This window comes from Nostoc sp., from assembly GCF_036916735.1.
Classification (GTDB): Bacteria; Cyanobacteriota; Cyanobacteriia; order Cyanobacteriales; family Nostocaceae; genus Nostoc.
On record NZ_JBALFV010000015.1, the window covers coordinates 1 to 22770 of the forward strand.

General features: G+C 43.0%; 21 protein-coding genes and 4 pseudogenes. 15 read left to right on the forward strand and 10 right to left on the reverse strand.

Translation table 11 applies throughout. From position 1 onward, the window contains the following. Positions 1-498: 498 nt before the first annotated feature. A pseudogene (locus tag V7L20_RS03985) lies at positions 499-708 on the forward strand (ISKra4 family transposase); the annotation flags it as partial. 164 nt (positions 709-872) lie between these two features. Here the strand turns inward: V7L20_RS03985 and V7L20_RS03990 are convergent. Further along, positions 873-1047: pseudogene (locus V7L20_RS03990) on the reverse strand (ISKra4 family transposase); the annotation flags it as partial. A gap of 420 nt (positions 1048-1467) precedes the next feature. On the opposite strand from V7L20_RS03990, the gene V7L20_RS03995 reads away from it, so the two are divergent. From V7L20_RS03995 to V7L20_RS04035, 9 genes and pseudogenes are all read left to right on the forward strand, one after another. Further along, the gene (locus V7L20_RS03995) at positions 1468-2145 is read left to right on the forward strand and encodes a sigma-70 family RNA polymerase sigma factor (RefSeq protein WP_334742823.1); all 678 of its coding nucleotides are present in this window, start codon (positions 1468-1470) and stop codon (positions 2143-2145) included. 30 nt (positions 2146-2175) lie between these two features. Continuing rightward, entirely contained in the window at positions 2176-2655 is a 480-nt protein-coding gene (locus V7L20_RS04000; RefSeq protein WP_334742824.1) for a hypothetical protein, read from the forward strand. A 15-nt stretch (positions 2656-2670) separates the two neighbouring features. After that, positions 2671-3777 (forward strand): DUF1822 family protein, encoded by a 1107-nt coding sequence (locus V7L20_RS04005; RefSeq protein WP_334742825.1) that lies wholly within the window; start codon positions 2671-2673, stop codon positions 3775-3777. Between the two features lie 26 nt (positions 3778-3803). Then, positions 3804-6263: an ABC transporter substrate-binding protein gene (locus tag V7L20_RS04010; protein WP_334742826.1), complete on the forward strand. Its 2460-nt coding sequence runs from the start codon at positions 3804-3806 to the stop codon at positions 6261-6263. A gap of 445 nt (positions 6264-6708) precedes the next feature. Then, positions 6709-7083 (forward strand): hypothetical protein, encoded by a 375-nt coding sequence (locus V7L20_RS04015; protein WP_334742827.1) that lies wholly within the window; start codon positions 6709-6711, stop codon positions 7081-7083. A gap of 313 nt (positions 7084-7396) precedes the next feature. Beyond that, positions 7397-8050, forward strand: coding sequence for a TPM domain-containing protein (locus tag V7L20_RS04020; RefSeq protein WP_334742828.1), 654 nt, complete (start codon positions 7397-7399; stop codon positions 8048-8050). A gap of 73 nt (positions 8051-8123) precedes the next feature. Then, positions 8124-8627, forward strand: coding sequence for a hypothetical protein (locus V7L20_RS04025; RefSeq protein WP_334742829.1), 504 nt, complete (start codon positions 8124-8126; stop codon positions 8625-8627). A 69-nt stretch (positions 8628-8696) separates the two neighbouring features. Beyond that, positions 8697-8827 (forward strand): annotated as a pseudogene (locus V7L20_RS04030) (ISKra4 family transposase); the annotation flags it as partial. A gap of 785 nt (positions 8828-9612) precedes the next feature. Further along, positions 9613-9912, forward strand: a complete 300-nt coding sequence (locus V7L20_RS04035; RefSeq protein WP_334742830.1) for a sensor histidine kinase — start codon at positions 9613-9615, stop codon at positions 9910-9912. 116 nt (positions 9913-10028) lie between these two features. On the opposite strand, the gene V7L20_RS04040 is transcribed toward V7L20_RS04035, so the two are convergent. The 3 genes from V7L20_RS04040 to V7L20_RS04050 all read right to left on the reverse strand — a co-directional run bounded on the left by V7L20_RS04040 (position 10029) and on the right by V7L20_RS04050 (position 12965). Next, positions 10029-10916: an aldo/keto reductase family oxidoreductase gene (locus V7L20_RS04040; RefSeq protein WP_334742831.1), complete on the reverse strand. Its 888-nt coding sequence runs from the start codon at positions 10914-10916 to the stop codon at positions 10029-10031. Positions 10917-11162: 246 nt separating this feature from the next. Next, a complete protein-coding gene (locus V7L20_RS04045) occupies positions 11163-11918 on the reverse strand; it encodes an SDR family oxidoreductase (RefSeq protein WP_334742832.1) in 756 nt (251 codons plus the stop codon). A 90-nt stretch (positions 11919-12008) separates the two neighbouring features. Next, complete coding sequence (locus tag V7L20_RS04050; protein ID WP_334742833.1) at positions 12009-12965, reverse strand: quinone oxidoreductase family protein; 957 nt, start codon at positions 12963-12965, stop codon at positions 12009-12011. A 301-nt stretch (positions 12966-13266) separates the two neighbouring features. Here V7L20_RS04050 and V7L20_RS04055 point away from each other — a divergent pair, with 301 nt between their 5' ends. Next, positions 13267-14187: an AraC family transcriptional regulator gene (locus V7L20_RS04055; protein ID WP_334742834.1), complete on the forward strand. Its 921-nt coding sequence runs from the start codon at positions 13267-13269 to the stop codon at positions 14185-14187. 513 nt (positions 14188-14700) lie between these two features. Here the strand turns inward: V7L20_RS04055 and V7L20_RS32480 are convergent. From V7L20_RS32480 to V7L20_RS32485, 4 genes and pseudogenes are all read right to left on the reverse strand, one after another. Then, complete coding sequence (locus V7L20_RS32480) at positions 14701-14811, reverse strand: sigma-70 factor domain-containing protein (protein ID WP_442943502.1); 111 nt, start codon at positions 14809-14811, stop codon at positions 14701-14703. Positions 14812-15015: 204 nt separating this feature from the next. Beyond that, a pseudogene (locus V7L20_RS04060) lies at positions 15016-15241 on the reverse strand (ATP-binding domain-containing protein); the annotation flags it as partial. A 252-nt stretch (positions 15242-15493) separates the two neighbouring features. Then, positions 15494-16024, reverse strand: a complete 531-nt coding sequence (locus tag V7L20_RS04065) for an IS110 family transposase (RefSeq protein ID WP_442943503.1) — start codon at positions 16022-16024, stop codon at positions 15494-15496. Between the two features lie 6 nt (positions 16025-16030). After that, positions 16031-16168, reverse strand: a complete 138-nt coding sequence (locus tag V7L20_RS32485; protein WP_442943504.1) for a hypothetical protein — start codon at positions 16166-16168, stop codon at positions 16031-16033. A gap of 682 nt (positions 16169-16850) precedes the next feature. Between V7L20_RS32485 and V7L20_RS04070 the strand changes: the two genes are divergently transcribed. The 3 genes from V7L20_RS04070 to V7L20_RS04080 all read left to right on the forward strand — a co-directional run bounded on the left by V7L20_RS04070 (position 16851) and on the right by V7L20_RS04080 (position 20366). Further along, complete coding sequence (locus V7L20_RS04070) at positions 16851-17396, forward strand: hypothetical protein (protein WP_334742835.1); 546 nt, start codon at positions 16851-16853, stop codon at positions 17394-17396. 308 nt (positions 17397-17704) lie between these two features. Beyond that, entirely contained in the window at positions 17705-19237 is a 1533-nt protein-coding gene (locus V7L20_RS04075) for a glycosyltransferase (protein WP_334742836.1), read from the forward strand. A 19-nt stretch (positions 19238-19256) separates the two neighbouring features. Further along, positions 19257-20366 (forward strand): carboxylate-amine ligase, encoded by a 1110-nt coding sequence (locus V7L20_RS04080; protein ID WP_334742837.1) that lies wholly within the window; start codon positions 19257-19259, stop codon positions 20364-20366. Positions 20367-20467: 101 nt separating this feature from the next. Here the strand turns inward: V7L20_RS04080 and V7L20_RS04085 are convergent, their stop codons facing one another. Both V7L20_RS04085 and V7L20_RS04090 read right to left on the reverse strand, forming a co-directional pair. Then, positions 20468-20638, reverse strand: coding sequence for a hypothetical protein (locus V7L20_RS04085; protein WP_334742838.1), 171 nt, complete (start codon positions 20636-20638; stop codon positions 20468-20470). Positions 20639-21127: 489 nt separating this feature from the next. Further along, positions 21128-21406, reverse strand: a complete 279-nt coding sequence (locus tag V7L20_RS04090; RefSeq protein WP_334742839.1) for an IS630 transposase-related protein — start codon at positions 21404-21406, stop codon at positions 21128-21130. A 221-nt stretch (positions 21407-21627) separates the two neighbouring features. Here V7L20_RS04090 and V7L20_RS04095 point away from each other — a divergent pair. After that, positions 21628-22770 (forward strand): sigma-70 family RNA polymerase sigma factor (locus tag V7L20_RS04095; protein ID WP_334742840.1); only part of this gene is annotated, 1143 nt, incomplete at its 3' end.

Genomic DNA, 22770 nt, shown 5'->3' on the forward strand with positions numbered 1-22770 from the left:
ACTAATTTCAGCCATCCCCTCTGAGTACGCCACTTTCTTATAGTACATAAATACTATAAAGTAGTGATCGCACTGTGCCAGTTGCGTAAGTCCTGAGTTGGAGCAGTTATTAAGGTCAGACGATGAAGACCTCACTCATGAAGTTGACCAAGCCTGTGACATTTCAGATTTACAGAAGAATGTCTAAAAGGAATATGGTCAAGTAGTAACAGGCTTACCCTGAATCCCCTAAAACTTTTCTGGCGGCAATTATCATAACACAGCATAAAGCAAGTCTAGATTCAAGGTTTTTAACAATTTAAAAAAGAAGTTTAGGCGATCAAACTTATTATTTAATAATACTTTTAACCTACATTCCGCACCCAAGACTGGCATACAGAGAAAACAGTAAATAAATCCAAAAAGTTTATAAAAATTAAGACTATGCATTTACATAAGTAAAGCGAGCAGTAAGAATTAAAGTAAAAGTCAAAAAATAAATAAAATCAGCAATCCAGAAGGATGAGGATTGAGCCGTATAGGCGGTTTAGCCCATTATTAAAAAAGTGCTGTTTATTACTGGCAGCAAACGAATCATTCCAAGATGCAGAAAAAGACCTCAAGGTAATGACCAGGATAGAAGTAAGCCATAGCACCTATCATTGTCAAGTCCAGAAGGTGGATACATCTCCACCGAATGTCAGACAGAAATTAACACAGGTGTGCGTATTTAAACGGCTTCATCGCATCCACTTTTGGATAAGTAAATAAATCACACAAACTCTCTTCCTCTTATACTTCGCAATGAACCCTCGCGAATAGTTTTGTGTGCCTGTGTATGCCATTCACCAAGAGCCAACGATGCTGAACAAGACAAAATCGCTCGATTTGAGGCTAAATCGGCGATATAGTTCTATTCCCAAACGAGATGCAAGTTTCTTAGTGATTTTAATCTTACCAACACAACTCCTTAAACTCCTTTGTTGTGAAGTCTTGTCTCCGACAAAAAAAGGCAATTTTCGGACTGATATGTTCCAGAACTTAATCGCGAACGGCTGTTTCTATGCCTGGAGGAATTACAACAAAAATCAAAAGCCTACTTGTAATTACTGATAATTATTATCAGTAAGGTAAGAGGTGGTTGCCTATGTCTTCCACCTCCTACCAGTTTAAGTTTTCAGACAAAACTTTGCACTCTGTAGTGAAAATAGGCAAATTTGTACATTAACTTTCTTAATGGGCAATATCTCGTTTGCTAAAATTTGAATGTAACAATTTGTAAAGAATCGTGTAAAATCTCCTTAATTCGCCTGAAAAACATATAGCAGATTAAACAGAGGAGTTTGAAAGTATATATAAAACCCGTTGCAGAACCGCCTTGGAAGGGCTGGGTGGTTTAGCGGCATTGATTATATTTGTGTAAAACATGATGAAATTAGGCTTAATTACAAGCAATGGTTTTTGGGTGATCAGGCAAAGCTTTCAATCATGACTAATTCCACCTTTAATCAGATTAGCAGCATGGATACATTAGACAAGCAACTGGAACAGCTTGTTGTAGAAACCTGTTACCATCCACGCTTAAGCCTAGAACGTCAAAAAGGACTCAATGAAATTATTTGGAGGATTCAACAATCAGGTAAACTCCTATCTAGAGTGGGAGTGCCTGACTACGAAGATGCAATCCAGCAAACCTGGCTGTACTTCTGCCGCAATTTGTGTGAAGCCACAACAGGCGATGCTTACAATCCAGAACGGGCAAGCGTCATCACATGGCTAAACGCTTATTTCAAACACAGACTTCAGGACATCCGCATCAAAGCAGCGTCAAATGCGATCGCCGCTTACACTTACTTATCCGATTTTGATGAATCACTAGATCCCGTAAATAACATACCTGCACCACCAGCTCCACCACCTATTTTGGAAGACATTCTGGAATGGGTTGAGTTTGAGGGCAGTTTACTGCGTAGCATTCACCTGCGCGATCGCCCAGACATTAACTGTCAAGTCTTGATTCAACGCCGTCTACCTCCTGAAACAACTTGGGAGGAATTAGCTAAAGAATTTAGAGTAGGAATTTCCTCTCTGAGCACATTCTACCAACGAGAATGCTTTCCGCGTCTGCTAAATTTCGGCAAATCACAGGGTTACCTAGAATCTTAAAAATTTATAAATTCAGACTTCACATTCAGTATGTCCAATGAATTAAGGCAAATTGTCTCAGCGCCGCAGGATCACCTAACAAGAAACTTTTACCAGGAAGTTCAGGCGCGTGAAGCTTGGTTCTATTATTGTCTGTGGTATCACACAACATCTGTGAGCCATCAGGAAGAACTACGGCGGATGCGGGGCGAACTTAATATTATGGGTTGGTTTAATCGCTACTGCGCTCCAATATCTAACTACATGGCTGTTTTTTTGCTAATAAGTTTAGGAGGTGGATGTATGTATGGTTTCTTTACTGGGTTCAAAGGTGATCTTAATCAAAACAACTTCTCCCCGTCTTCTTTGCCTCCAACTTACTACACACAACAGCCCTACACCCAATATCAAAACCACCTCTTTTGTCTAGCCCATGAGAAACCTGGTTTTAAGGTAAAGAGTCCAAATGCTTTCTCTCTTCATGGGTTACACAGTTGGGATTTGCGCTTTTTTAGCTTTTATTCTCCTTAAACCCTATATTCTTCCATGACTTCGACAAACGCTAAAGACATTACGATCTCTATTCCCCTTTCTCAGCTAGAGCGTCGAACAGCACAGCAATTTGCCCATGAGCAACCTACACTGGAAAAGGCGGTGCGAGTATACATGAATACTTTAGCAGTGCTAGCAGTGCGTAAATACTTGGAAATACTCGATATTCCCACTGAGCTAGAAGCTAGCTATAGCTGGAATCCTGTTGGGCGACTGTGTTCTGATGTTGCTGACTTGAAAGTAACCGAAATTGGACACTTAGAGTGTCGCCCGATTGAAAATTGCAAACGCACCTGTTACATTCCGCCTGATACTTGGTCAGACCGGATTGGTTATGTTGTTGTACTCTTGAATAAGACTTGCCTTGAAGCAACAGTCTTGGGTTTTGTACCAACAATATCACAGCAACTACTTCCTATCGAACAGTTGCAACCACTAGAAACATTACTCATCCGCTTGCATCAAAAAAATATCAGATTAGTGCGATTAAGTCAATGGTTTGACAACGTTTTTGAGGCAGGTTGGCAAACATTTGCAGAACTTTTGGGCAACACAAATACTGACTTAGCTTTAGGATTTCGCACTCTTTCGGTTAGAGGAGTTGACCTAGACGACTCCAAAACCCTTAGGCAAATGGTTGAGCAATTATATGTCAGTCAGAATCGCACCCTTGAAAACGAGGACCTTACTACAGCTTTAATTCACCTGCTAAATGATACAGAGGATGAAGAAGTTCGTTGGACAACAGCAGAGCTTCTGTGGGTGTTCGCTCCTCACCATCCTGCAGCAGGCATGAGGAGAGTGATGGATTTGGGGATGCAGTTTGCGGGTCACGCTGTTGCCCTGATGGTAGCAATTTTGCCCAACAAAGAACAGCGAGTAGCGGTTCTCCTGCGGTTGTACCCAATGGGTAGTGAACGTTATCTACCAGCAGGTCTGCAACTTACTGGACTAGATAAATCTGGCACTGTCTTTTTAGACACACAAGCCAGAAAACGAGATAACTATATTCAGATCAAATTCTCTGCTGAATTTGGGGAAGGATTTAGCATCAGAATATCGCTGGATAATGCTAGCCTCACAGAAAACTTTATCATTTAATTTGGAATTAAGCCAAGGGACTGATCGTGGGTAAGCTAGTTGTCTTCAAAATTGGAGAGGGTAATTTTGAGCAGGGATTCCCAGTCATGCTTCAGATTGGAGAAGAAGGTCAACAGAGTGTCACAGAAATTGCAGGCAGGTTACCCCCAGCCCCGGAAATTCCTGACCTTTATCACCGTTGGCAAACAGCTTACTATAGTTTGGGAGGAATGCGAATAGAGGTTCCCCCCCAAATCACGAACGTTTCCCATGTGGACGAGTCTGAGTATGCCGCTTGTGCACTTCAAGCTAGATTGCACGAATGGCTCAACCAAACACCTATTCGAGATTTGCGAGAACAGGTACAGGAAGAAATCAGACAAGATCAGCCTGCGCGGGTTATCCTGCAAACTCAGGATATGCTACTTGCCAAGCTGCCCTGGCATTTGTGGAATTTATTTGAGCGCCGCCCCAAGGCGGAAATGGCGCTTAGTGCTAAGTATGCCCCACCTGCTAAACCTCTAAGATATCCGGTGAGAATCTTGGCAATCTTAGGTAGTAGCTTAGGCATTAATGTTCAGCAAGACCGAGCGCTACTAGAGCAGTTACCAAGAGCAAAAATTACCCTGCTTTCAAAACCTCGACGACAGGAACTTTCAGAGCAACTGTGGAACCAACCTTGGGACATTCTCTATTTTGCGGGTCACAGTTCTACTCAAGAAGGGAAGGGACAAATTCAGATCAACGACACTGAGAGTCTACCGCTTGACGAGGTGCGATATGCATTGACATGTGCCGTGCAAAATGGTTTGAAGCTAGCCATTTTCAACTCTTGTGATGGGCTAGGGTTAGCACGCTCCTTGGCAGATTTGCAAATTCCTCAGGTGATTGTGATGCGGGAGCCTGTACCTGATGCGGTGGCGCAGGCATTTTTGCGGTACTTTCTCAAGACGTTTTCCCAAGGTGAATCGTTTTTCCTGTCGGTGCGAAAAGCACGCGAACAGTTGCAGGGAATGGAAGGAGACTTTCCGTGTGCATCTTGGTTACCGATAATTTATCAAAATCCCGCTGAAAAAGATGCGAATTTCCGCTGGCCCAAGTCATATAAAATGCCTTTAGTCATATTAATGCTTGCAGGTTTAGGAATTGTAGGGGTATTGGCGATCGCATGGCTGTTTCTCAAACCACACCGCACTAGCTTAGGAGAGCAGATTTTAGTACATGGAGTTACAAATGCCGATAAGGAAGCAGGAGCTAAAGAATTTCGTGCCCATAATTTTGTAACTGCAAAGAATAATTTTCACAAGTCACTACAACAAAATCGCAACGATCCAGAAGCGTTGATTTACTGGAATAATGCCAAAGTTGGTAATGGCAGTGCGTTCAAAATTGCCGTCAGTGTTCCGATTGGCAGTAATCCCAATGTGGCACAGGAGATTTTACGGGGAGTGGCTCAGGCGCAGGATGAGGTAAATCGCAACGGTGGCATCAAAGGCAAGCCGTTGCTCTTGGAGATTGCTAATGATGAAAATAGTCCTGATGTCAGCAGGGGACTTGCACATGAGTTTGTCGAGGACAGTCAGATTCTGGCAGTGATTGGACATAACGCCAGTGATGTTTCCGTTGCTAGTGCCAAAGAGTACCAAGGGAAGTTGGTGATGATCTCACCAACCAGTTTTGCCAAGAGTTTGACAGAAATTGGCGATCAAAAAAGTGACAACTATATATTCCGCACGGTTCCCGACATTCGTCTTGTGGCAGATACCCTTTCTAATTACGCCATTAACAAGGCGCACAAAAAACGAATTGCCATGTGTTCGGATTTCAAAGCAGTAGATAATAAGTCGTTCAGGACTGAGTTCACCTTCTCCATTGAACAGAATGGTGGCAGGTTCATCCCTATCCCCTGTGATTTTTCGGCTCCTGATTTCAACGCCGATGCAGTGATAGCTCAAATCAAGAAAGAAAGTGTAGATGGCTTACTACTTGCCCCCCATGTTGACAAAATTGACCTTGCCCTAGCAGTGGCACATGCTAATAAAAGGCAACTAACCTTATTTGGCAGTCCCACCTTTTACACAGCCCAAACGCTCTTGTCTGGAAAAGCAGATGTTAACGGTATGGCACTGGCAGTGCCTTGGCATACCTCCTCATCGTGTAGCGATCGCTTTACTAACAATGCCACAAAACTGTGGGGTGGAGGAACGACTACTGTCACTTGGCGCACTGCTACGGCTTACGATGCCACACTTGTGATTGTTGATGGGTTAAAAAAGAGTGATGGCACACGAACAGGATTACAAAAAGTTTTGTACAGATACTGGTTTGAAATGAGTGGGGCAACAGGAAAGGTGCGATTTTTACCTTCTGGCGATCGTAGTGGCGGTACATCCTTACTAGTCAAGGTTCAACCTAACACTCAATCTGCCACAGGCTACGATTTTGTCTTGGTGGATAAGAATATCAAGAGTAAGTTTACCTCTTGTAAAGGTGTATCTAGTCACTAAGTAATTAACAAACGTGCGATTAAAATATAAGGTACCTGTATTGAACGTTTTGAATAAACAATCTAGTTTTTTAAGAAAATGGGTTTTATGTCTCAATACACTTTGCCAAAATAATAGTTTACAAAAACTTTGGCTTCCACTGGCAAAATGACCCATAGATGAGCGTTTAGCTTGCAAGGTAGCTCGGATTCTCAAACCCTTTATACGAATGGCAATACGTTAAAAAACCTTAAAGGAATTTTTAAGACTTATTGTTTTTGCTGAACCTTAGAGAAAAGGGAGTTAATAAGCTAATGAGCATTTAAGTTGCATAAAAGCAGGGCTAAAGCCCTTACTACAAGTGAATCATTCTCGAAAAATAAATGACAATTATTACATCAACTCATCCTCGTAAATTGGCAAAGGTATTGATACAGAACACCACCATCCAAAGGACTAAATCACTGTGAAAATCAAACAACTAATTAGAGAAGCACTGAGCCTACTCAATAATGTGATCGCCTACTACGTTAGTCAAAACATAGCAGCAATTTCTCGCCAAAAAGCACTGCTGGAAAGTAACGATTCTTCATTTAATTTAAAAAAGTATGTCTCGGCAAACCTCTGTAACATCCAACAAAATGCATATATTCACAATCATATTATCACTGGTTGGAATGGGATGGATAATAAAGTTTACGAATATAGCGAGAACATCAGCTTTGAAGTGATATGGCAAGGACATAAATTTGATGTACTCTTAATCAGTTGGCGAACTTTGCTGAACTCAGCCTTCTTTAGTTCGATAAAAATTTGTAAATTTCTTGATTTTTTTTATTAGTAATCTTGAATGCCAACTAGATAATAGAGATATAGCTCAAAACGAGTTTAAAGTCATAATAAAAATAAAACTAGTTTTGAGTGAAAAAATGAATTGATTAACTGAATGATTGTAGCTAATATTTTTGCTTAAAAAAATATTTCTGGTTTTAGTCGTGCATCTTTAAAAACAGAAACCATTGAATTTTCAAGGATAAATAACCATGTTTTTGAGTAACTAATGGTAAGTAAGAACTCAATCAGATTCAATTGCAGTACATCCGAGTAAGCAGTATGCATTACCCCTCAAACCCTTATAACCAAAACAATGCCATATGACAACACCTATAATTACACAAACTTGCTGTGTGGGTTTTTTAAGTTTATCGGTTATCACTCTCTCCTCTCCTAGTTTAGCTGTAAGTGTGCAGCAAGTACCAAATCCACGACAAGTTAACAGTGGTTGGGTGACCGATATGGCTAATGTCCTTAGTCCTTCAACTGAAGCTGAACTCAATAAGCTGATTTCAAACCTCGAAGCAAAAAATGGCAGTGAAATTGCTGTTGTAACTGTACCTGAGACTTCCCCTGCTAAAACTCCCAAGCAGTTTGCAACGGCTTTATTCAAGCATTGGAAAATAGGCAAAGCCGAGCGAAATAACGGAGTGTTGTTGTTGATTTCCAAAGGTGATCGCCGCGTAGAGATTGAAACTGGCTACGGTCTCAAAAAGATTTTGCCTGATGCGAGTGTTGGCAACATTATCCAACACAATATAACACCGCGACTCAAACAAGGTGACTATGATGGCGGGACGTTGGCTGGAATTAAGGCACTGGTAACAGCATTGAATGGTGTTGCTCATAGTTTTAATATCCCAACATCAAATAAGATCAGAAAGACACCGAAAGATAGCTCTAATCAACCTAGGTTACCATTCGTATTAGGGGAACTTGTAATACTAGGGAGTCTCTTCATTCAAAGACAGTAAACTCTTAAAAAGAAGTAGAGTGATATGAAAAATATACTGTTAGTGCTGATATTTGTTGGGTTTGCGATCTTAATTGCTAGTGCAATTTTTAGCAGAAGATCCCGTCGTCGTTCTAGTTGGCATGATGGAAGCAGCGACAACTACATCCAAACCAGTAACACCTCCAGTAATGATTACAGTAGCAACGCTGGCAATGTTTACGACAGTGGCAGTTCTAGCGGTGACTATAGTGGTAGCGCAGGTAGTGAAGGCAGTAGTAGTAGTTTCGGTGGTGGTGATAGCGGTGGCAGCGGTGCAGGCGGCAGCTTTGGCGGTGACAGCGGCAGTAGTAGCGGCTGTGACAGCAGTAGTTCGAGTAGTAGCGGCGGTGACTGTTCTAGCAGTGGATCGGGCGCGGGCGGCAGTTATTGACGGACTGGAGTTCAGGGCAAACGCATTTAAATTACTGTTGATCACGACCAATCTGAAAAATCAACGAAAAAATCAGCGTTTCTCGTTTGATTTGTTTTTCAAGCCCAAAGCGAGGCCTGCGGTAGTCACTGAGCTTTGTCGAAGTGCGGGCTACGCCAACGCCTAAATCTCTGTCAATAAGCAGCAATTAATGCGACTATTTTCCAGCTTATTGATAATTAAAGAGTCTTGTTGACATGTAATGCCTGAAGTGGGAACTTTTTTATCACAACAGTCGCGGGCACAGCAGCAGGACACCGTTGCACCCTCAAAAGCATTCTGGGAGAATTACCCTTAACAAGTCAGCAAGCCCAAAGATTAGAGGTGCGCTCTCTCATAGCTTGCACCTAAGCGAATAAACCCGTAAATAGATAAACAAAGAGCGCAAAATATAATAGGAAAACAAGAATGCTAGTTAAAGCTTATGGAGTAATTAATAAGACTATTTTAATACGTAATACTGGGTAGATAATTTTCAGAACGACAAGATGCTCAAATGACGCACAAAGCGTCATTTGAGATGCGATGGCGTACCCGCCCGCCGGAGGCGATAAGCAAAGCTTAAGCCTTCGGCTATCGCAAATGTTCGATTTGCCTAGACAGCTAAAAACATGAGAGAAAAGGCGTGAAATGTATTCGGAAGTTAGCAATACAATGCTTGCCCACGCCCAAGAGCTAGTTTACAGCTTGAAAGAGTTGATGCCCACCTGACTTTTCACGGGATGTGGAAAAGGGGATTGGTTCGCGATAAACTATCGCGAACCAATCCGTTGAACTTAAGATGATTTGCGCCCTCTAATATAAGGTGCTTATAGTGTCGTATTTTGGAGTGCAAATGAAACTATTAGAAGCAAACCCGTACTGCAATTATGATTTTAGTGACAAACGTCTGACCAACAGAGAAGTGTTAATTGCGGAGGTTTTATACGTCAGAGATTAGCTTTAGCTGAAGCTCCTCGTCAACAAAAACTTCGTCTTCATCGTAATCCAGTTAGCACAATACAAGCTTTGGTTAATCAACATTAGGAACTTCTTACTATGCTTGAGTTTCAAACTCTTAAATACTGATTAGACAGTCCGAGATTCTAACCTCTCACCGATGCTCTAAATCAGTGACTAAAGACAAAAGACTATTGACTTCTCTAGAGATTCGTATTCACACAGAAATAATCTCTAACAATCAATTTACTATCTGCATTGCCGACAACGGTGAAGCAATGGAAAAGTCTGTTCAAAAACTTCTATTTGACCCCTTTTTTACCACCAAGCCTGTTGGTAAAGGTACAGGAATGGGACTTTCTATCAGCTACCAAATTGTTACCCAAAGACATGGCGGTTCTTTAAAATTTATTGCCCAAGCAGGACAAGGCACTGAGTTCATAGTTACCATTCCTCTGATCCAAGAATGTTAAAGTTCCATATTATCAAAACAGCAATATTGGTGCAAAGTTAGAAATGCCTTCAGGGCAAACGCATCTAAATATTGACAAAGTGGTAGATAATATGTATGTAAAGTAGTACAAAATAACTAAATGAGGACTGAGGGAGCGATCGCGTTCAGATCAGCCACTGTTTGCTGTGGAAGTTGCAGTGACGCAGCTTTGATATTCTCACGCAGATGCTCAACCGATGACGTGCCGGGAATCAGCAAAATATTGGGGGAGCGCTGAAGCAACCATGCCAGCGCTACTTGCATCGGTGTTGCGTCTAAAGACTTAGCGGCGCTTTCAAGTACCGAAGATTGTAGCGGCGTGAACCCACCCAGCGGGAAGAACGGCACATAAGCAATTCCCTGCTTCGCTAGGTCGTCAATGAAAGCGTCATCTTCCCGGTGTGCCACGTTGTACTGGTTCTGCACACAGACAATCTCCGTGATCGTTTGTGCCTCTGCGAACTGTGTAGGTGTGACATTGCTCAAACCGAGGTGACGAATTAATCCCTGCTCTTTAAGTTCAGCTAAGGTCGTTAGCGGCTCTGCAAGAGAACCCTCCGATAGCCCGTGACCATCACCCATCAAGCGGAGATTGACAACATCAATCGCATCGAGTCCGAGGTTACGCAGGTTGTCGTGAATCGCTTCGGTCAGCTCCTGCTGCGACATCGCAAGAACCCATGATCCATCTTCAGGACGACGCGCCCCAACCTTGGTCACAATCACCAAATTTTCCGGGTAGGGATGCAGCGCTTGTCGGATAATCTGATTTGTGATGTGAGGTCCGTAGAAGTCGCTCGTATCGATATGATTAATGCCAAGCGCGATCGCTTCGCGCAAAACAGCAACAGCTGCATCTACATCTCGCGGCGCACCCCATACATTCGGACCCGCGAGTTGCATGGCACCATAACCTATGCGCTTCACTGTTACTGAAGTGTTCGGCAGCGTAAAATTGCCACCAAGGTTCGTTTGCTCAGACATATAGCTACTTTTTCCAAGAATTTTTTAGTAATTTAACGAAAGCAATTACCAGAGTCTATTTCTCATTGATGTCGCTGCGTGCGCTCTAAGCCCTCTCCTGTTGAGTGATATTATGTCCTGTTAAAGACTTATCATTTAGAGGGTAGGGGAACAGGGGCAGGGGGAAAGAGACTTTTGGGATTATTGCACAGATACAGTAATCACAAGTGATTAGTCGGACATGAGATGATAGATTCCCAGCGCCGATCATTGTTCGTTGCAGCTCGCGAACATTTGCTCATAATCACCGTTCCTTTCAGCAAATCGATATGCTTTGGAACGATTAACAAGGATTTCGCCCTGGGGTGGGTTTGGAGTGCTGAGAATCTGCATCACTTCAGCAATAAAGTCAGCGAGTGGCATTGCGGCAGGATCATTTGCCTGACTAGGACCGCCAAGCTCCGTCTGTACATAGGGTGGGGCGAGTTCAAGAACCTCCACGGAGGTTTTTTGAAGCTGAACGCGGAGCGACTGCAACCACGAGTGCAGAAAAGCCTTGCTCGCGCAATAGGTTGGGAATCCACTCATTGGAACGAAAGCCAAGCCAGAGGTGGTGGTGATAATCGTTGAATTCGGCTGCTGTTTGAGAGTCGGGAGGAGTGCCGCAGTGAGGTGAAGCACACCGACAATGTTAGTCTGAATCATAGACTGGATCACGGAGAGATTGATCGAGTCTGAGGTGAGGTCTTCGGTTTTAGAGATTCCGGCATTGTTGATCAGAACATTGAGTTTAGGGAACTGCTCTTGAATGCGGGACGCAAAGGCTTCGATGTCCGCGGGGTCTTGAACGTCAAGTTGAATCCCGTGTATACCGGAGTGAGCGGCGGTGATTTCGTCGAGGAGATGTTGACGACGACCCGCAATGATGACTTGATTACCGCGTTGATAGAAAGCCTCGGCAAGCGCACGACCGATGCCGCTTGTGCCGCCAGTGATCAGGATGGTGTTGTCAGTGAGATTCATCGGTATTTTTCCTACAAAAATGTCGAAATGAAGAATGTGAGAGTTTGTTGAGAGTAACGTTGTTGCAAAAGCTGGAAATTCAATCAGCGCTTATTCGCCACTCACACGCAGTACGATTTTACCCAGATAGTGTTGTTTCATCGCGTCCTGCGCTTGTGCAGCCTCTTCCAGCCCAAATGTCTGCGCGATGTGAACTTGAAACTCACCCATATCAATCAATCGGTTGAGTTGGTCTAACAAAGTCGGATCGGCATTTGCCTTCTTGAGTTCCACCCCGTCGGGCGCTTTGGGTTCGGGCACGCCGTTAGGAAAGGAGATGATCCCGCCCTGACGCACCAAACTCAGCGTGGATTGAACGGTGTCGCTGCTCACCAGAACCAGCGCAGCATCGAAGCCGTCGGGTGCAAAAGCGCGGGCGCGTTGTGCAACGTCGTCGGCACGTCCATCTACCGCTTCGTCGGCACCCAATTGCTTGGCCAGATCTATGCCGTCCGCGCCCGATGCGATCGCGAAAACGTTCGCACCCATGCGTTTAGCCAGTTGCAGAGCAACGTGACCCACGCCACCGCTGGCGCCCCACAGCATCAATTTGGTTTCGTTGCCCGTCCCTAGCGCTTGCAAATTACTGAGTGCCGTCAGACCAGCAATGGGTAGTCCACCCGCCATCAACATATCGAGACCATCAGGCATCGGCGCAACAGTTTTCTCGGAGACGACGACGTATTGGGCATAGCTGCCGCCCTTATCGTTCATAAAGTTGTGAACATAAACGCGATCGCCAACAGCAAATCGTTCCACACCGTCGCCAATCGCAGCGATCGTGCCCGCACACTCGCCACCCAGCACACGCGGAAAGTGAACTTCGTTATATGGCAAATCGCCTTTTTGCTCTATTTCATCCCAGATGCCAACTCCAGCAGTCTCGATGCGAATCAGAACTTCGCCCACATCTACCGTAGGCACGGGTAAGGTATGCAACGTCAGCTTGGCAGAACGACCGAACTCGTCCACAGCCATTGCTTTCATTCGTTGGGGAATATTTTGCATAAATAGGTTCTCCTGCTGATTGCTTCAGTTGTTATTGAGGAATTCAAAAGTATAAAACTGCTGACAAAGTTTGTTTAGACGGATTGCCGTTTCCTCCAAGAATTTTTTAATCGTTTCAGCAAATAAATGCGGCATCGTTCTTCGGACTCTTTAGGGTCTCCCTTGAGATGCTTTCATCCTATTCATTCGATCCAGCGTTTCCAATGCCTAAAACTCTTCGATCCTTGCCTAATTCTCCAGCATGGTTCGCTTGAAGACATTCTATAATCGTGTAGGGCATTGAATGAGTCGAGGCTTTACGATGACAATCGAAATCCGCAATTCTGAGGTTGTTGCAGATCGGTGCCAAGCGCTGGCGGCATTAGTGGCACGGCACACCGAACCCAATGGTAACCTTGTCTATCCAACTGCGATCGCACCATTGAGCTTTTTACGAGCCGATGTGTCATCTGCCGTCATTTACCAGGATTATGAACCGCGTCTGGCCATTCTCGTTCAAGGCAAGAAAGAAATTGTGCTGGGAGAGGAAACGTATCCGTATGAGATAGGGCAATGTCTTGTTGTCTCAGTTAATCTCCCCATCGGTGGGTGTATTGTTGAGGCGACAACTGATCAGCCATATTTAGGATTAAAGCTGACCCTAGATCCAATGCAACTTTGTGAAATGGCTGCTCAAATGAATTTTAGTTCAGCGAAGAAAGAGAACTCCGTTCTAGGCTTATTTGTGAGCAATGTTGATGCTACGCTGCTCGACTGTGCCCTTCGCCTCACTAAGCTCTTAGATGCGCCACAGGATATTCCCATGCTGGCACCGATGATCATTCGGGAAATCTACTACCGTCTGCTGATGGGGGAACAAAGCGAAGCCATGCGTCAAATTGCTACATCTGGCAGCAGTATGCAGCGAATTGCTGAAGCGATCAAACTGATCAAGTCTAAGTTTACTCAGCCGATGCGAGTCGAGGACTTAGCAAAGCAGGTCAGGATGTCTACTTCGTCGTTTCATCAGCACTTCAAGCAAGTGACCTCAATGAGTCCACTTCAATATCAAAAGCAGTTAAGACTGTTAGAAGCCCGTCGCCTGATGTTGACGGAAGATTGTGATGCAACCTCTGCTGCCTACCAGATTGGGTACGAAAGTCCCTCACAGTTCAGCCGGGAATACTCCCGCTTGTTCGGTGCACCACCGATGCGAGACATCGAACGGTTACGATCAGCTTGATTTGAACTTCTTGACAGATTTCCCATTGATTATTTGTTTGGCTTGCTCTAGCTTCTGCTCTGACCCACCTGTGGTTGCTTCAATCTAGCTCAACATTCCGAAGACTCATTTTGCAAGCGCCTTCACAATCTCGCTTGGGTAGAATGGATGGCATCAATTGTGGCGATCGCTATAAACGTAAATCAGCAGTACATATTTCATTGAATTGCCTCCGTTGTTTCCTTTTGTAATTAAGTCGAACGACAATTGCTCAAATCGACATCTCTGCCAAAAATTTTTTGATCATGTTAAATACAATCAAGCTTTACCTGTGTTCTTTCCTTTTGTGAGTAAGTCGAAGGGCAATTTTAAATCGACACCTCTGCTAAAATTTTTTCCAAATTAGTTATGACCTCAAACGCACAATCAGATGTAATCCAAGCGATCGCCTGCATTTATCGCGCCAAGTGGGGTTGGATTGTTGCCAAGCTGTTGAGTGAGCTTATCTTTAGATTGCTCAATGGCAATAATTTGTTATACAAGTCTTGCATAAGTAATTTCCTCATTTGGCTTTAATAAAGGATACTGACCAATGGACTTGCAAATAGATGCAAAGCTTTGTCTGAACTGAGGCTGGACATACAAACTTTTCGGCTTTTCTTTAACCAGGGGATTTAAAAGTATAAATCATAGGACTTACGTACAGTCTACGAATTCTCGGCGCTCTTGGCGTCTTGGCGGTTTGATAAATTAAGCGAAGTTAGCAATTATTGTGTAAGTCCTGAATCAAATAGCTCAATACACTTTTTTATTTTTAATAGTCAAAATCTATTGCCAATAAATTACAACTTACCAATTCAGTCCTGAGTGAAGTAACCTCTGCTGTAACCGTGTGTAGCGCTGTTGGTTCTGGGTGGAGCGCACCGCCATAGATATCGCTTTTTTGGCTCCAACAATGATCGCTAATTTTTTGACACGAGTTAACCCAGTGTAAAACAGGTTTCGGGTTAACATTATATAATGCTGCATTATAGATTGGCAGAATCACCACAGGATATTCTGACCTTTTTCTCTTGGGGTTCCATCCATCACAAAAGTCTTCTCTATTATCTATTCCTGATTCATCAACGTAAACTAGCTGTAAACGTTCTTTGCTTTCCATTCCTTGAGTTGAAAAATAATGGCGAGGCTGATGAGCAGCTAGGTGAATTTGAGTTATTAATAAAGATTGTTTAAAAGTTAGGTTCATTACCTTGAGGTTTGTGGCGAATATGCTTTGGTGGAGTAAGGAGAGACTGGGAAATATCAATTTTGTCGTTAAATTGACTTAAGCAATCCTCAATCTGACGGTCGCATTCAGCGATTTGCCATTGGTAGACATCATAGAGATGTAATTCTTGTTGCAAGACAAACAAATGTTCTTTTCAGTAGTCACCGTGAAGTACAGCTGCAATTTCTGCTTCACTACGTTTAACACGGTGATGTTTTTTAGCTGCAAGTACTTGTGGGTCATATTCACCAGCGACGATAGCTCGTATGATTGCCATACCTGTAGTGCCGTGCCTGTAATATCGCTGACTGCTTGATGCAGTTGTATGTTCATTTGAGTCAAAGCTTTCTGCATCCGTTGAATATGAACACTGGCACTTCTGATGAGACTATCACGTTGACGAATATAGCTACGTAAAATACAGATTTCGTCTTCTGGGCGAAAAGAACCTGACAACAGTCCATAGCTGTGCAACTGTTGCAACCATTGACAGTCTAAAACATCTGTCTTGTGTCCAGGCAAAGTTTTTATATGGTAAGCATTCACTAGTTTGACTTCAAAGCCGCGAGTCTCTAAGATTTGAAACAACGGAATTCAATAAACACCAGTTGATTCCATTGCCACTGTCTCAACTCCACATTTAGCCAACCAATCGGCAATAGCGTATAAATCAGCCGTGTAGCAACCAAAACGCCGGACGCACTCGTTAGCACATCCTGACGGTACGTACACCCAATGATTCTGGGAACCAATATCAATACCAGCAGCATGAGGGTGAATCGGATCAAGTTTAGATGCCTTAGCTACAGATTGACGATTTGGAACTCAAGACTTTTGTTTTTTCTTCATTTTAGTTCCCCTAGTCTCAAGCAGTATCAAAATTGAGAGAGTGCCTTGACCCAGGTTGACGGAATTATACAGTCTTCTAAACGGGATAACGTCTTAACGCTTCACCAATGCCATCACCGTCACAACCCAGAACCACGCTTTTGTACGGGCGAAGATACACCATTGAGGGAAGGGTCTTAACTCTCAAGACACAATGTGAGTATAAGCTTTTTTCGTACTTTGGATTCCGTTTCTTCCATCCATCGTGGACACATCATCCATCAACCGCTTTTGTCACTTTGGGAGAAGCCAATCGCTCAAAGCCTTTGGGAGCTTTAGTTTTCCAGTTTTGGCTACCAACTTTAGTTACTGTTAGATAATATTGGCTCAAAGCTCGACTAAATCAAAGTTTCAGAATCTTGCTTCGATTATTGTTTTCCGAGAGTGACAAAAGAGAGATATATTCTCAATAGCTCGAAAAACAATCTCATTAAGCCTTGTTTATTGACAAATAATTAAGCGATCGCTTTGAGGGTTAAAAAACAAATCAAACGAGAAATACTGATTTTTTGTTGATTTTTCGGTGGTGACCAAGTATAATTTAGATGCGTTCGCCCTGAGAGCTGATCAATTTGTAGAGGTCAAAGACCCAAAGTTGGGGTTGCTACGATTACGTTTGTGGCTTAATCTTCACTTTCAGCAATCTCCTAAGATCAAAATGCACCTGATTCAAGTACAGCGCTTGAATGAAAATTCCGCATTAAAATCCAAACCTTTATGGCTTGCATGGGTTGGACTCTCCATGCGTCAATTGTCTGAATTTTGGCGACTATATCTGCAACGTTTTGCTGTTGACCATTGGTATCGCTTCACCAAGCAACGCTTGCATTGGACTGTTCCTAAGCTAAATATCCCACAACAGTGTCAGTCTTGGAGTGATTTATTACCACTGATCACCTGGCAACTTTGGTTAGCCCGTGATATTGTGACTGACAACTCTCTACCTTGGCAACAGCCCCAAGCTAAACTGACCCCAGGACAGGTAGCTCAAGCTATGGGTGGAGTTTTAGGAGTCATTAGTACACCTGCTGTTGTACCTAAACCCCGTGGAAAGTCCCCTGGGTGCTTATAATCCTTATTTTTCAAGGCTTTTAGCTTAATAAGAGTGCCATTCGGATAAAGCAGTTTATGTCATTTGGTATATGTGAGCGAACAGCAGTAGTGATTAACTTAAGAATTAGGAAAATGTGCCAATCAGTTGAGTGTGCGTCAAAAAAATCTGTACAAGCTGTTTAAATTACTTTTTGATGGCACTCATGTACAGTCTGACTGCGTGCACTATTGAGTCTTGGGAAGCTAGGGAGGCTCGCCAAGCTTTTTTGCTGCCGTCTTCAGGCAGAAGTTTAAACGCGGAAATTAACCTGTATTAGGAAGTGGGCGATGCACATTGGATTTCTCAACCCTCAAGGTAACTTTGATTTAAGTAATAGTCATATAACGGAACATTCAGATTTTGGGGGTCAGCTGATCTACGTCAAGCAACTCGCCATAGCCATAGCTCAAAAGGGTCACAAAGTTGATATTCTCACCCGCCAAATTATTGACCCGGAGTGGCCAGAGTTTTCTGAAGAGTTTGACACTTATCCAGACGTTGATAACGTCCGCATCATCCGATTACCAGCAGGCCCAAAAGAATTTTTGCCAAAAGAATTTTTATGGTCTCATTTGATTAGTGATTGGGTACCCAACATCCTGAAATTTTATCAACAGCAGGGTAGGTTACCTGATGTGATGACTGCCCACTACGGCGATGGAGGGCTGTGTGGCGTTTTGATTGAACAGAAGACAGGTATACCTTTCACGTTTACTGCTCATTCTCTCGGTGCCCAAAAGATGGACAAGCTGGAGGTGATTCCAGAGAATCTAGCACAAATAGATGAACAATTCCATTTCCGATACCGCATCCTAGCCGAACGTCTGAGCATGAATTACTCGGCTATGAATATCACCAGTACAAAACAGGAACGCTTTGAACAGTACTCTCATCAAGTCTATCGTGATGCAGTGGACGTAAATGATGACAGCCACTTTGTGGTGATTCCACCAGGAGTAGATTTCTCAACGTTCGATACTAACAGACATTCCCAAAATGAAGAAGATATTCATCAACTAATTCAGGAGCGATTAGCACGGGATATCGCTGAGTTCCGTCGAGATTTGCCCGTTATCTTAGCATCCAGTAGATTAGAGGCTAAAAAAAACCTATTAGGGCTAGTGCAAGCTTTTGCAATCAGTCAAACACTTCAGGAACGAGCTAACTTAGTTCTGCTGACAGGGGGGCTAGACGATCCGCTACGCAATAAGGCTAGCGACGACATGAGCGAAGAGGTATTAGCACCCATCCGGGAGGTGATTGAAGAAAACGACTTGTGGAGCAAGATAAGTGCTTTTGGTTTATTAGATCAATCGCAAGAGTCATTAGCTGCAACCTATCGCTTTATGGCTAAACGCCGCTCGGTGTTTGCGCTGACTGCACTCTATGAACCCTTTGGGTTGGCTCCCTTAGAAGCAGCCGCTGCTGGGTTGCCAGTGGTAGCAACTCAGAATGGCGGCCCGAGCGAGAGCTTGCAACAAGAAGATAGCGAATATGGCATACTCGTCGATCCAGAAGACCCTGCCGATATTGCGCGGGGTTTAGAGCAGTTGCTATGCGATGAACAACAGTGGCAACATTTTGCCCAAGCTGGTCACCAGCGAGTACTGAAGATTTACACTTGGGAAACAACAGCCCAAAGTTACCTGAGTGCGATCGAGCAGATTGTGTCTTCAGCACAAGTACGCCGTCAGGCTCGACGACTGCCAATTCATCCCTACTTTCTTAATCTACAACCCAATACTGATATCTCCCTGGAAGAATTGAGCAGCCTCTACTTTGATTCTCACCAAAATTTACCAACTACACCTGCCGCTTGAGCAAAGGAGACACTACGTAATGTCATCTCAGACTGAAGAATTTACTATCGGCGTCGAAGAGGAATATCAAATTATCGATCCGACGACACGGGAACTGAGTTCGTGTGTGGAGCAGATTCTACCAAAAGCCCAGAAAGCACTTGGCTCTGAAGTAGAGCCAGAAGCCCAGCAATCGCAGATAGAAATTGGTACACCCATTTGTAGAACACTTGCAGATGTACGCTCTGAGCTTGTTCGTTTGCGATACGAAGTGATTGCGGCGGCTGCCAAGGACGGTAAGCAAATTGCTGCTGCTGGGACGCACCCGTTCTCACATTGGGATGAACAGCAAATCACGCCCAAAGAACGTTATCAAGATTTGATGCGAGATTATCAACAACTCACCCGTGAACTAGTCATCTTTGGCTGTCATGTTCATGTGGGAATTAGCGATCGCTCCACCGCCATCCACGTGATGAATCGTACCCGTATATGGCTTTCTCCACTTTTGGCACTAGCAGCATCCTCACCTTTCTGGCTAGGTACGGATACAGGCTATGCAAGTTATCGGACTGAAATTTGGAACCGATGGCCAATATCAGGAGTCCCACTCATTTTCAAGTCCTTAACTGACTACGAAGTACTTGTACAAGCTCTAATGGAAACAAAAAGTGTAGCGGAAGCGACAAAGATTTATTGGGATGTCCGTTTGTCTGAGCGCTTTCCAACAATAGAGTTTCGAGTGACTGATGTCTGCCAGACGATAGACGAAGCAGTAATGGTGGCAGGGCTTGTACGCGCTTTAGCACGAACTTGCTATCTTGAAGCTATGAGTGATAAACCGTTTCCCGCAGTCCGCCACGAACTTGTACGTGTTGCTCACTGGCGTGCCGCACGTTATGGATTAGAGGAGGATTTAATCGACCTTAGCACTATGAGAGCCGTTCCAGCGCGGCAGATGGTTGAGAACTTTCTCACCTTCGTGCGTCCATCGCTTGAGGAGTACGGAGAATGGGATGAAGTCTCGTCTCTTGTACATACAACGATGCAGTTCGGGAATGGTGCAACACGACAACGCGAAATTTACAAACGAACGGGGCGTTTGTCAGATGTTGTTGATTTAATCGTTCAAGAAACAGCAAAAGGATAGCTTCACTATAAATCTTTGGATATTGCAATCCTGACCATCCACACAATAATAATCAACTATTTTATAGCTTGAGTAGTAAATTAAACCATCCATTCAGTCCACTATGGAGCATCTGTCACCAACTGAGCAAATCTGTCTGGGTTTATCTCCTCAAATTTCAACATCACGCCCCATCGCTGTTCTTGTATAAGGGGAATTATCGAATTCATAACTTTCTGTTGATGTTTGACAAATAGATGATAAGCATCGTTTTGGTTAAATGATGTTGGCATAATCAAATGACGCTTGTAATTGCTGGAATCACAAAAAGATAGAATCTTTAAATCAGTTGATTCCTAAAAAAACTCGTGACTGATTCCTTGAAAACAATCCTGACTTTTCAGGACATGTGGAAAAGGAGATTTTAAGGGTTTGGCAAGCCCTGATTTTTCCGTTAGCTATTTTCATTACTGGAGTTTAGACTAAAAACGATATAAGAGAACGCAAATCAAATGGAATTAGAGATTAAAAATATTATCTTGTCACATACACTTTACTGCCGCGTTCGCTTCTAGCATGAGTTCGAGTTCAACCAAGTAAAACACCCATTTCATCGATAAAAACAAGATTTTCTGGATCTATTTGTTTTACTTTCTCCCAATACTCTATTCTCAGTTTTTGGACTTTTTATGTTTTTCCTTGACTACTGCGTGAAGTCTTTTTTTCCTGTTAGTTTTTGTTTTTGCAATGCACAGCACATTACACTTGCACATACCTAAACGTTATTTTTCTCCAAAATACTCGCAGTATTCTGATAAAGTTGCATCAGGATGGCTTTTTACCATTTTGGCTAATTCGGTACTGTACTCATCCAATTTACCGTTTATCGTCCCACCTTGCTTTTTGAGTTCTAAATGACCTTGGTTTCTCTTGAGAGCTAGGAGCTTTTGTACAAAGCTTTTCGCTACACCAAATTGAACAGCTACTTTTCTGACCGAAGTATCACCTCTTTCATACGCATTTACTATTTTTTCTCGTAAATCGATTGAGTACGGTTTCATTGTTATCCTTGATGCACTAATACTTAGTGTACCTCGTATACTTCGAAACTGCTGTATTTAATTGAGCAACTAAAACGTCCAGATATTGCTATGTGTTCTGTGTAATTTTTGGGCGCTCAGTGCGCGAAGCGCACCATTGCTTGTGCCAGTTGCGTAAGTCCTGTTTAAGTATTAGCTTAACATAATAATTACTGAAGAACCTAAATTTTTTTAAACTACTTATGCGTCCTCGTCAAAAAATTATCGAGATGTTCTCAACCTTCGTTGAGTTGGAAGGAGACAGATTCAGCAAATGGTTGATTGATATCAAACTACATCGAAATATTCAAAATTGCTTGGAGCATTCACCATTCGTCCCTAACTCAGAAAATTTTTGGGCATTACATTGGCACAAGTGCTGGCGAGAGGAATCTAATAACCTTGCTAGAATGCATTTATCTGCTTATTTACAGGAACCAAATTATTGGGCTGCTAAAAAAACAATTGCCAAATTTACAAATAGTCAATATAGTCTAGCAGATTATTTTCAAATGGCGAATGCTGAAATTGAAACAATTCTCAAAAATTTTAATCTAGAAAAATGCTCTAGCTTAAAAGCCTATGCTATTATGGCAGTTCCCAGTCGGCTAAAAGATATTTTACGCCAACGCAAGGAAGCTGATATTTGCACAAATTGGGCATTGTTACGCAAAGTAAGCAAAAAGCAGTTATTAGAAGCTCTTGCTCAAGCTGGATTATCACCTATTTTAATTGCCCAATATCGATTAGCCTGGACTTGTTTCAAAGAACTGTATGTTCAAAACCAGCCAGGTGGCACAAAGTCACTACCAGAACCAGAACCCCAACTTTGGGAAGCTATTGTCAACCTCTACAACCGTGAACGCCAAAATCAGTTAACTCAACCTACTCCACAATGCACCAGAGAGAAAATTGAACAGTGGTTAACCCAAGCAGCTATGTACGTGCGTGGTTATCTGTATCCACCTGTTAGTTCTCTAAATTTAGCAATATCAGAAAATGACTCCACAACAACTTTTGATTTGCCAGATCCATTATCTGACTCATTAATCGCTCAAATGATAGCCCAAGAGGATGCCCAAAATCAACAAAATCAACAATCTCAGATTGAGGCTGTTTTGTTAAAAACTTTACAAACTTTTGAGGTAAAAACCCAGGAAATACTTCAACTTTACTACCAACAGGGGTTAACTCAGCCACAGATTGTAGAACGCCTACAAATGAGTCAGCCTACTGTTTCTCGTCGGCTGCTCAAATGTAGAGAATCAATGCTCAAAGCATTGATCCAATGGAGTCAAGACACATTTAATATTTCTGTGACTTCCAACCTAGTTAATCATATGAGT

Coding starts and splice junctions, on each gene's coding strand:
- V7L20_RS04085 (WP_334742838.1), bottom strand. CDS start 20,638: ATGCCAACATCATTTAACCAAAACGATGCTTATCATCTATTTGTCAAA.
- V7L20_RS04000 (WP_334742824.1), top strand. CDS start 2,176: ATGTCCAATGAATTAAGGCAAATTGTCTCAGCGCCGCAGGATCACCTA.
- V7L20_RS04055 (WP_334742834.1), top strand. CDS start 13,267: ATGACAATCGAAATCCGCAATTCTGAGGTTGTTGCAGATCGGTGCCAA.
- V7L20_RS04020 (WP_334742828.1), top strand. CDS start 7,397: ATGACAACACCTATAATTACACAAACTTGCTGTGTGGGTTTTTTAAGT.
- V7L20_RS04075 (WP_334742836.1), top strand. CDS start 17,705: ATGCACATTGGATTTCTCAACCCTCAAGGTAACTTTGATTTAAGTAAT.
- V7L20_RS04080 (WP_334742837.1), top strand. CDS start 19,257: ATGTCATCTCAGACTGAAGAATTTACTATCGGCGTCGAAGAGGAATAT.
- V7L20_RS04040 (WP_334742831.1), bottom strand. CDS start 10,916: ATGTCTGAGCAAACGAACCTTGGTGGCAATTTTACGCTGCCGAACACT.
- V7L20_RS04090 (WP_334742839.1), bottom strand. CDS start 21,406: ATGAAACCGTACTCAATCGATTTACGAGAAAAAATAGTAAATGCGTAT.
- V7L20_RS04050 (WP_334742833.1), bottom strand. CDS start 12,965: ATGCAAAATATTCCCCAACGAATGAAAGCAATGGCTGTGGACGAGTTC.
- V7L20_RS04045 (WP_334742832.1), bottom strand. CDS start 11,918: ATGAATCTCACTGACAACACCATCCTGATCACTGGCGGCACAAGCGGC.
- V7L20_RS03995 (WP_334742823.1), top strand. CDS start 1,468: ATGACTAATTCCACCTTTAATCAGATTAGCAGCATGGATACATTAGAC.
- V7L20_RS04005 (WP_334742825.1), top strand. CDS start 2,671: ATGACTTCGACAAACGCTAAAGACATTACGATCTCTATTCCCCTTTCT.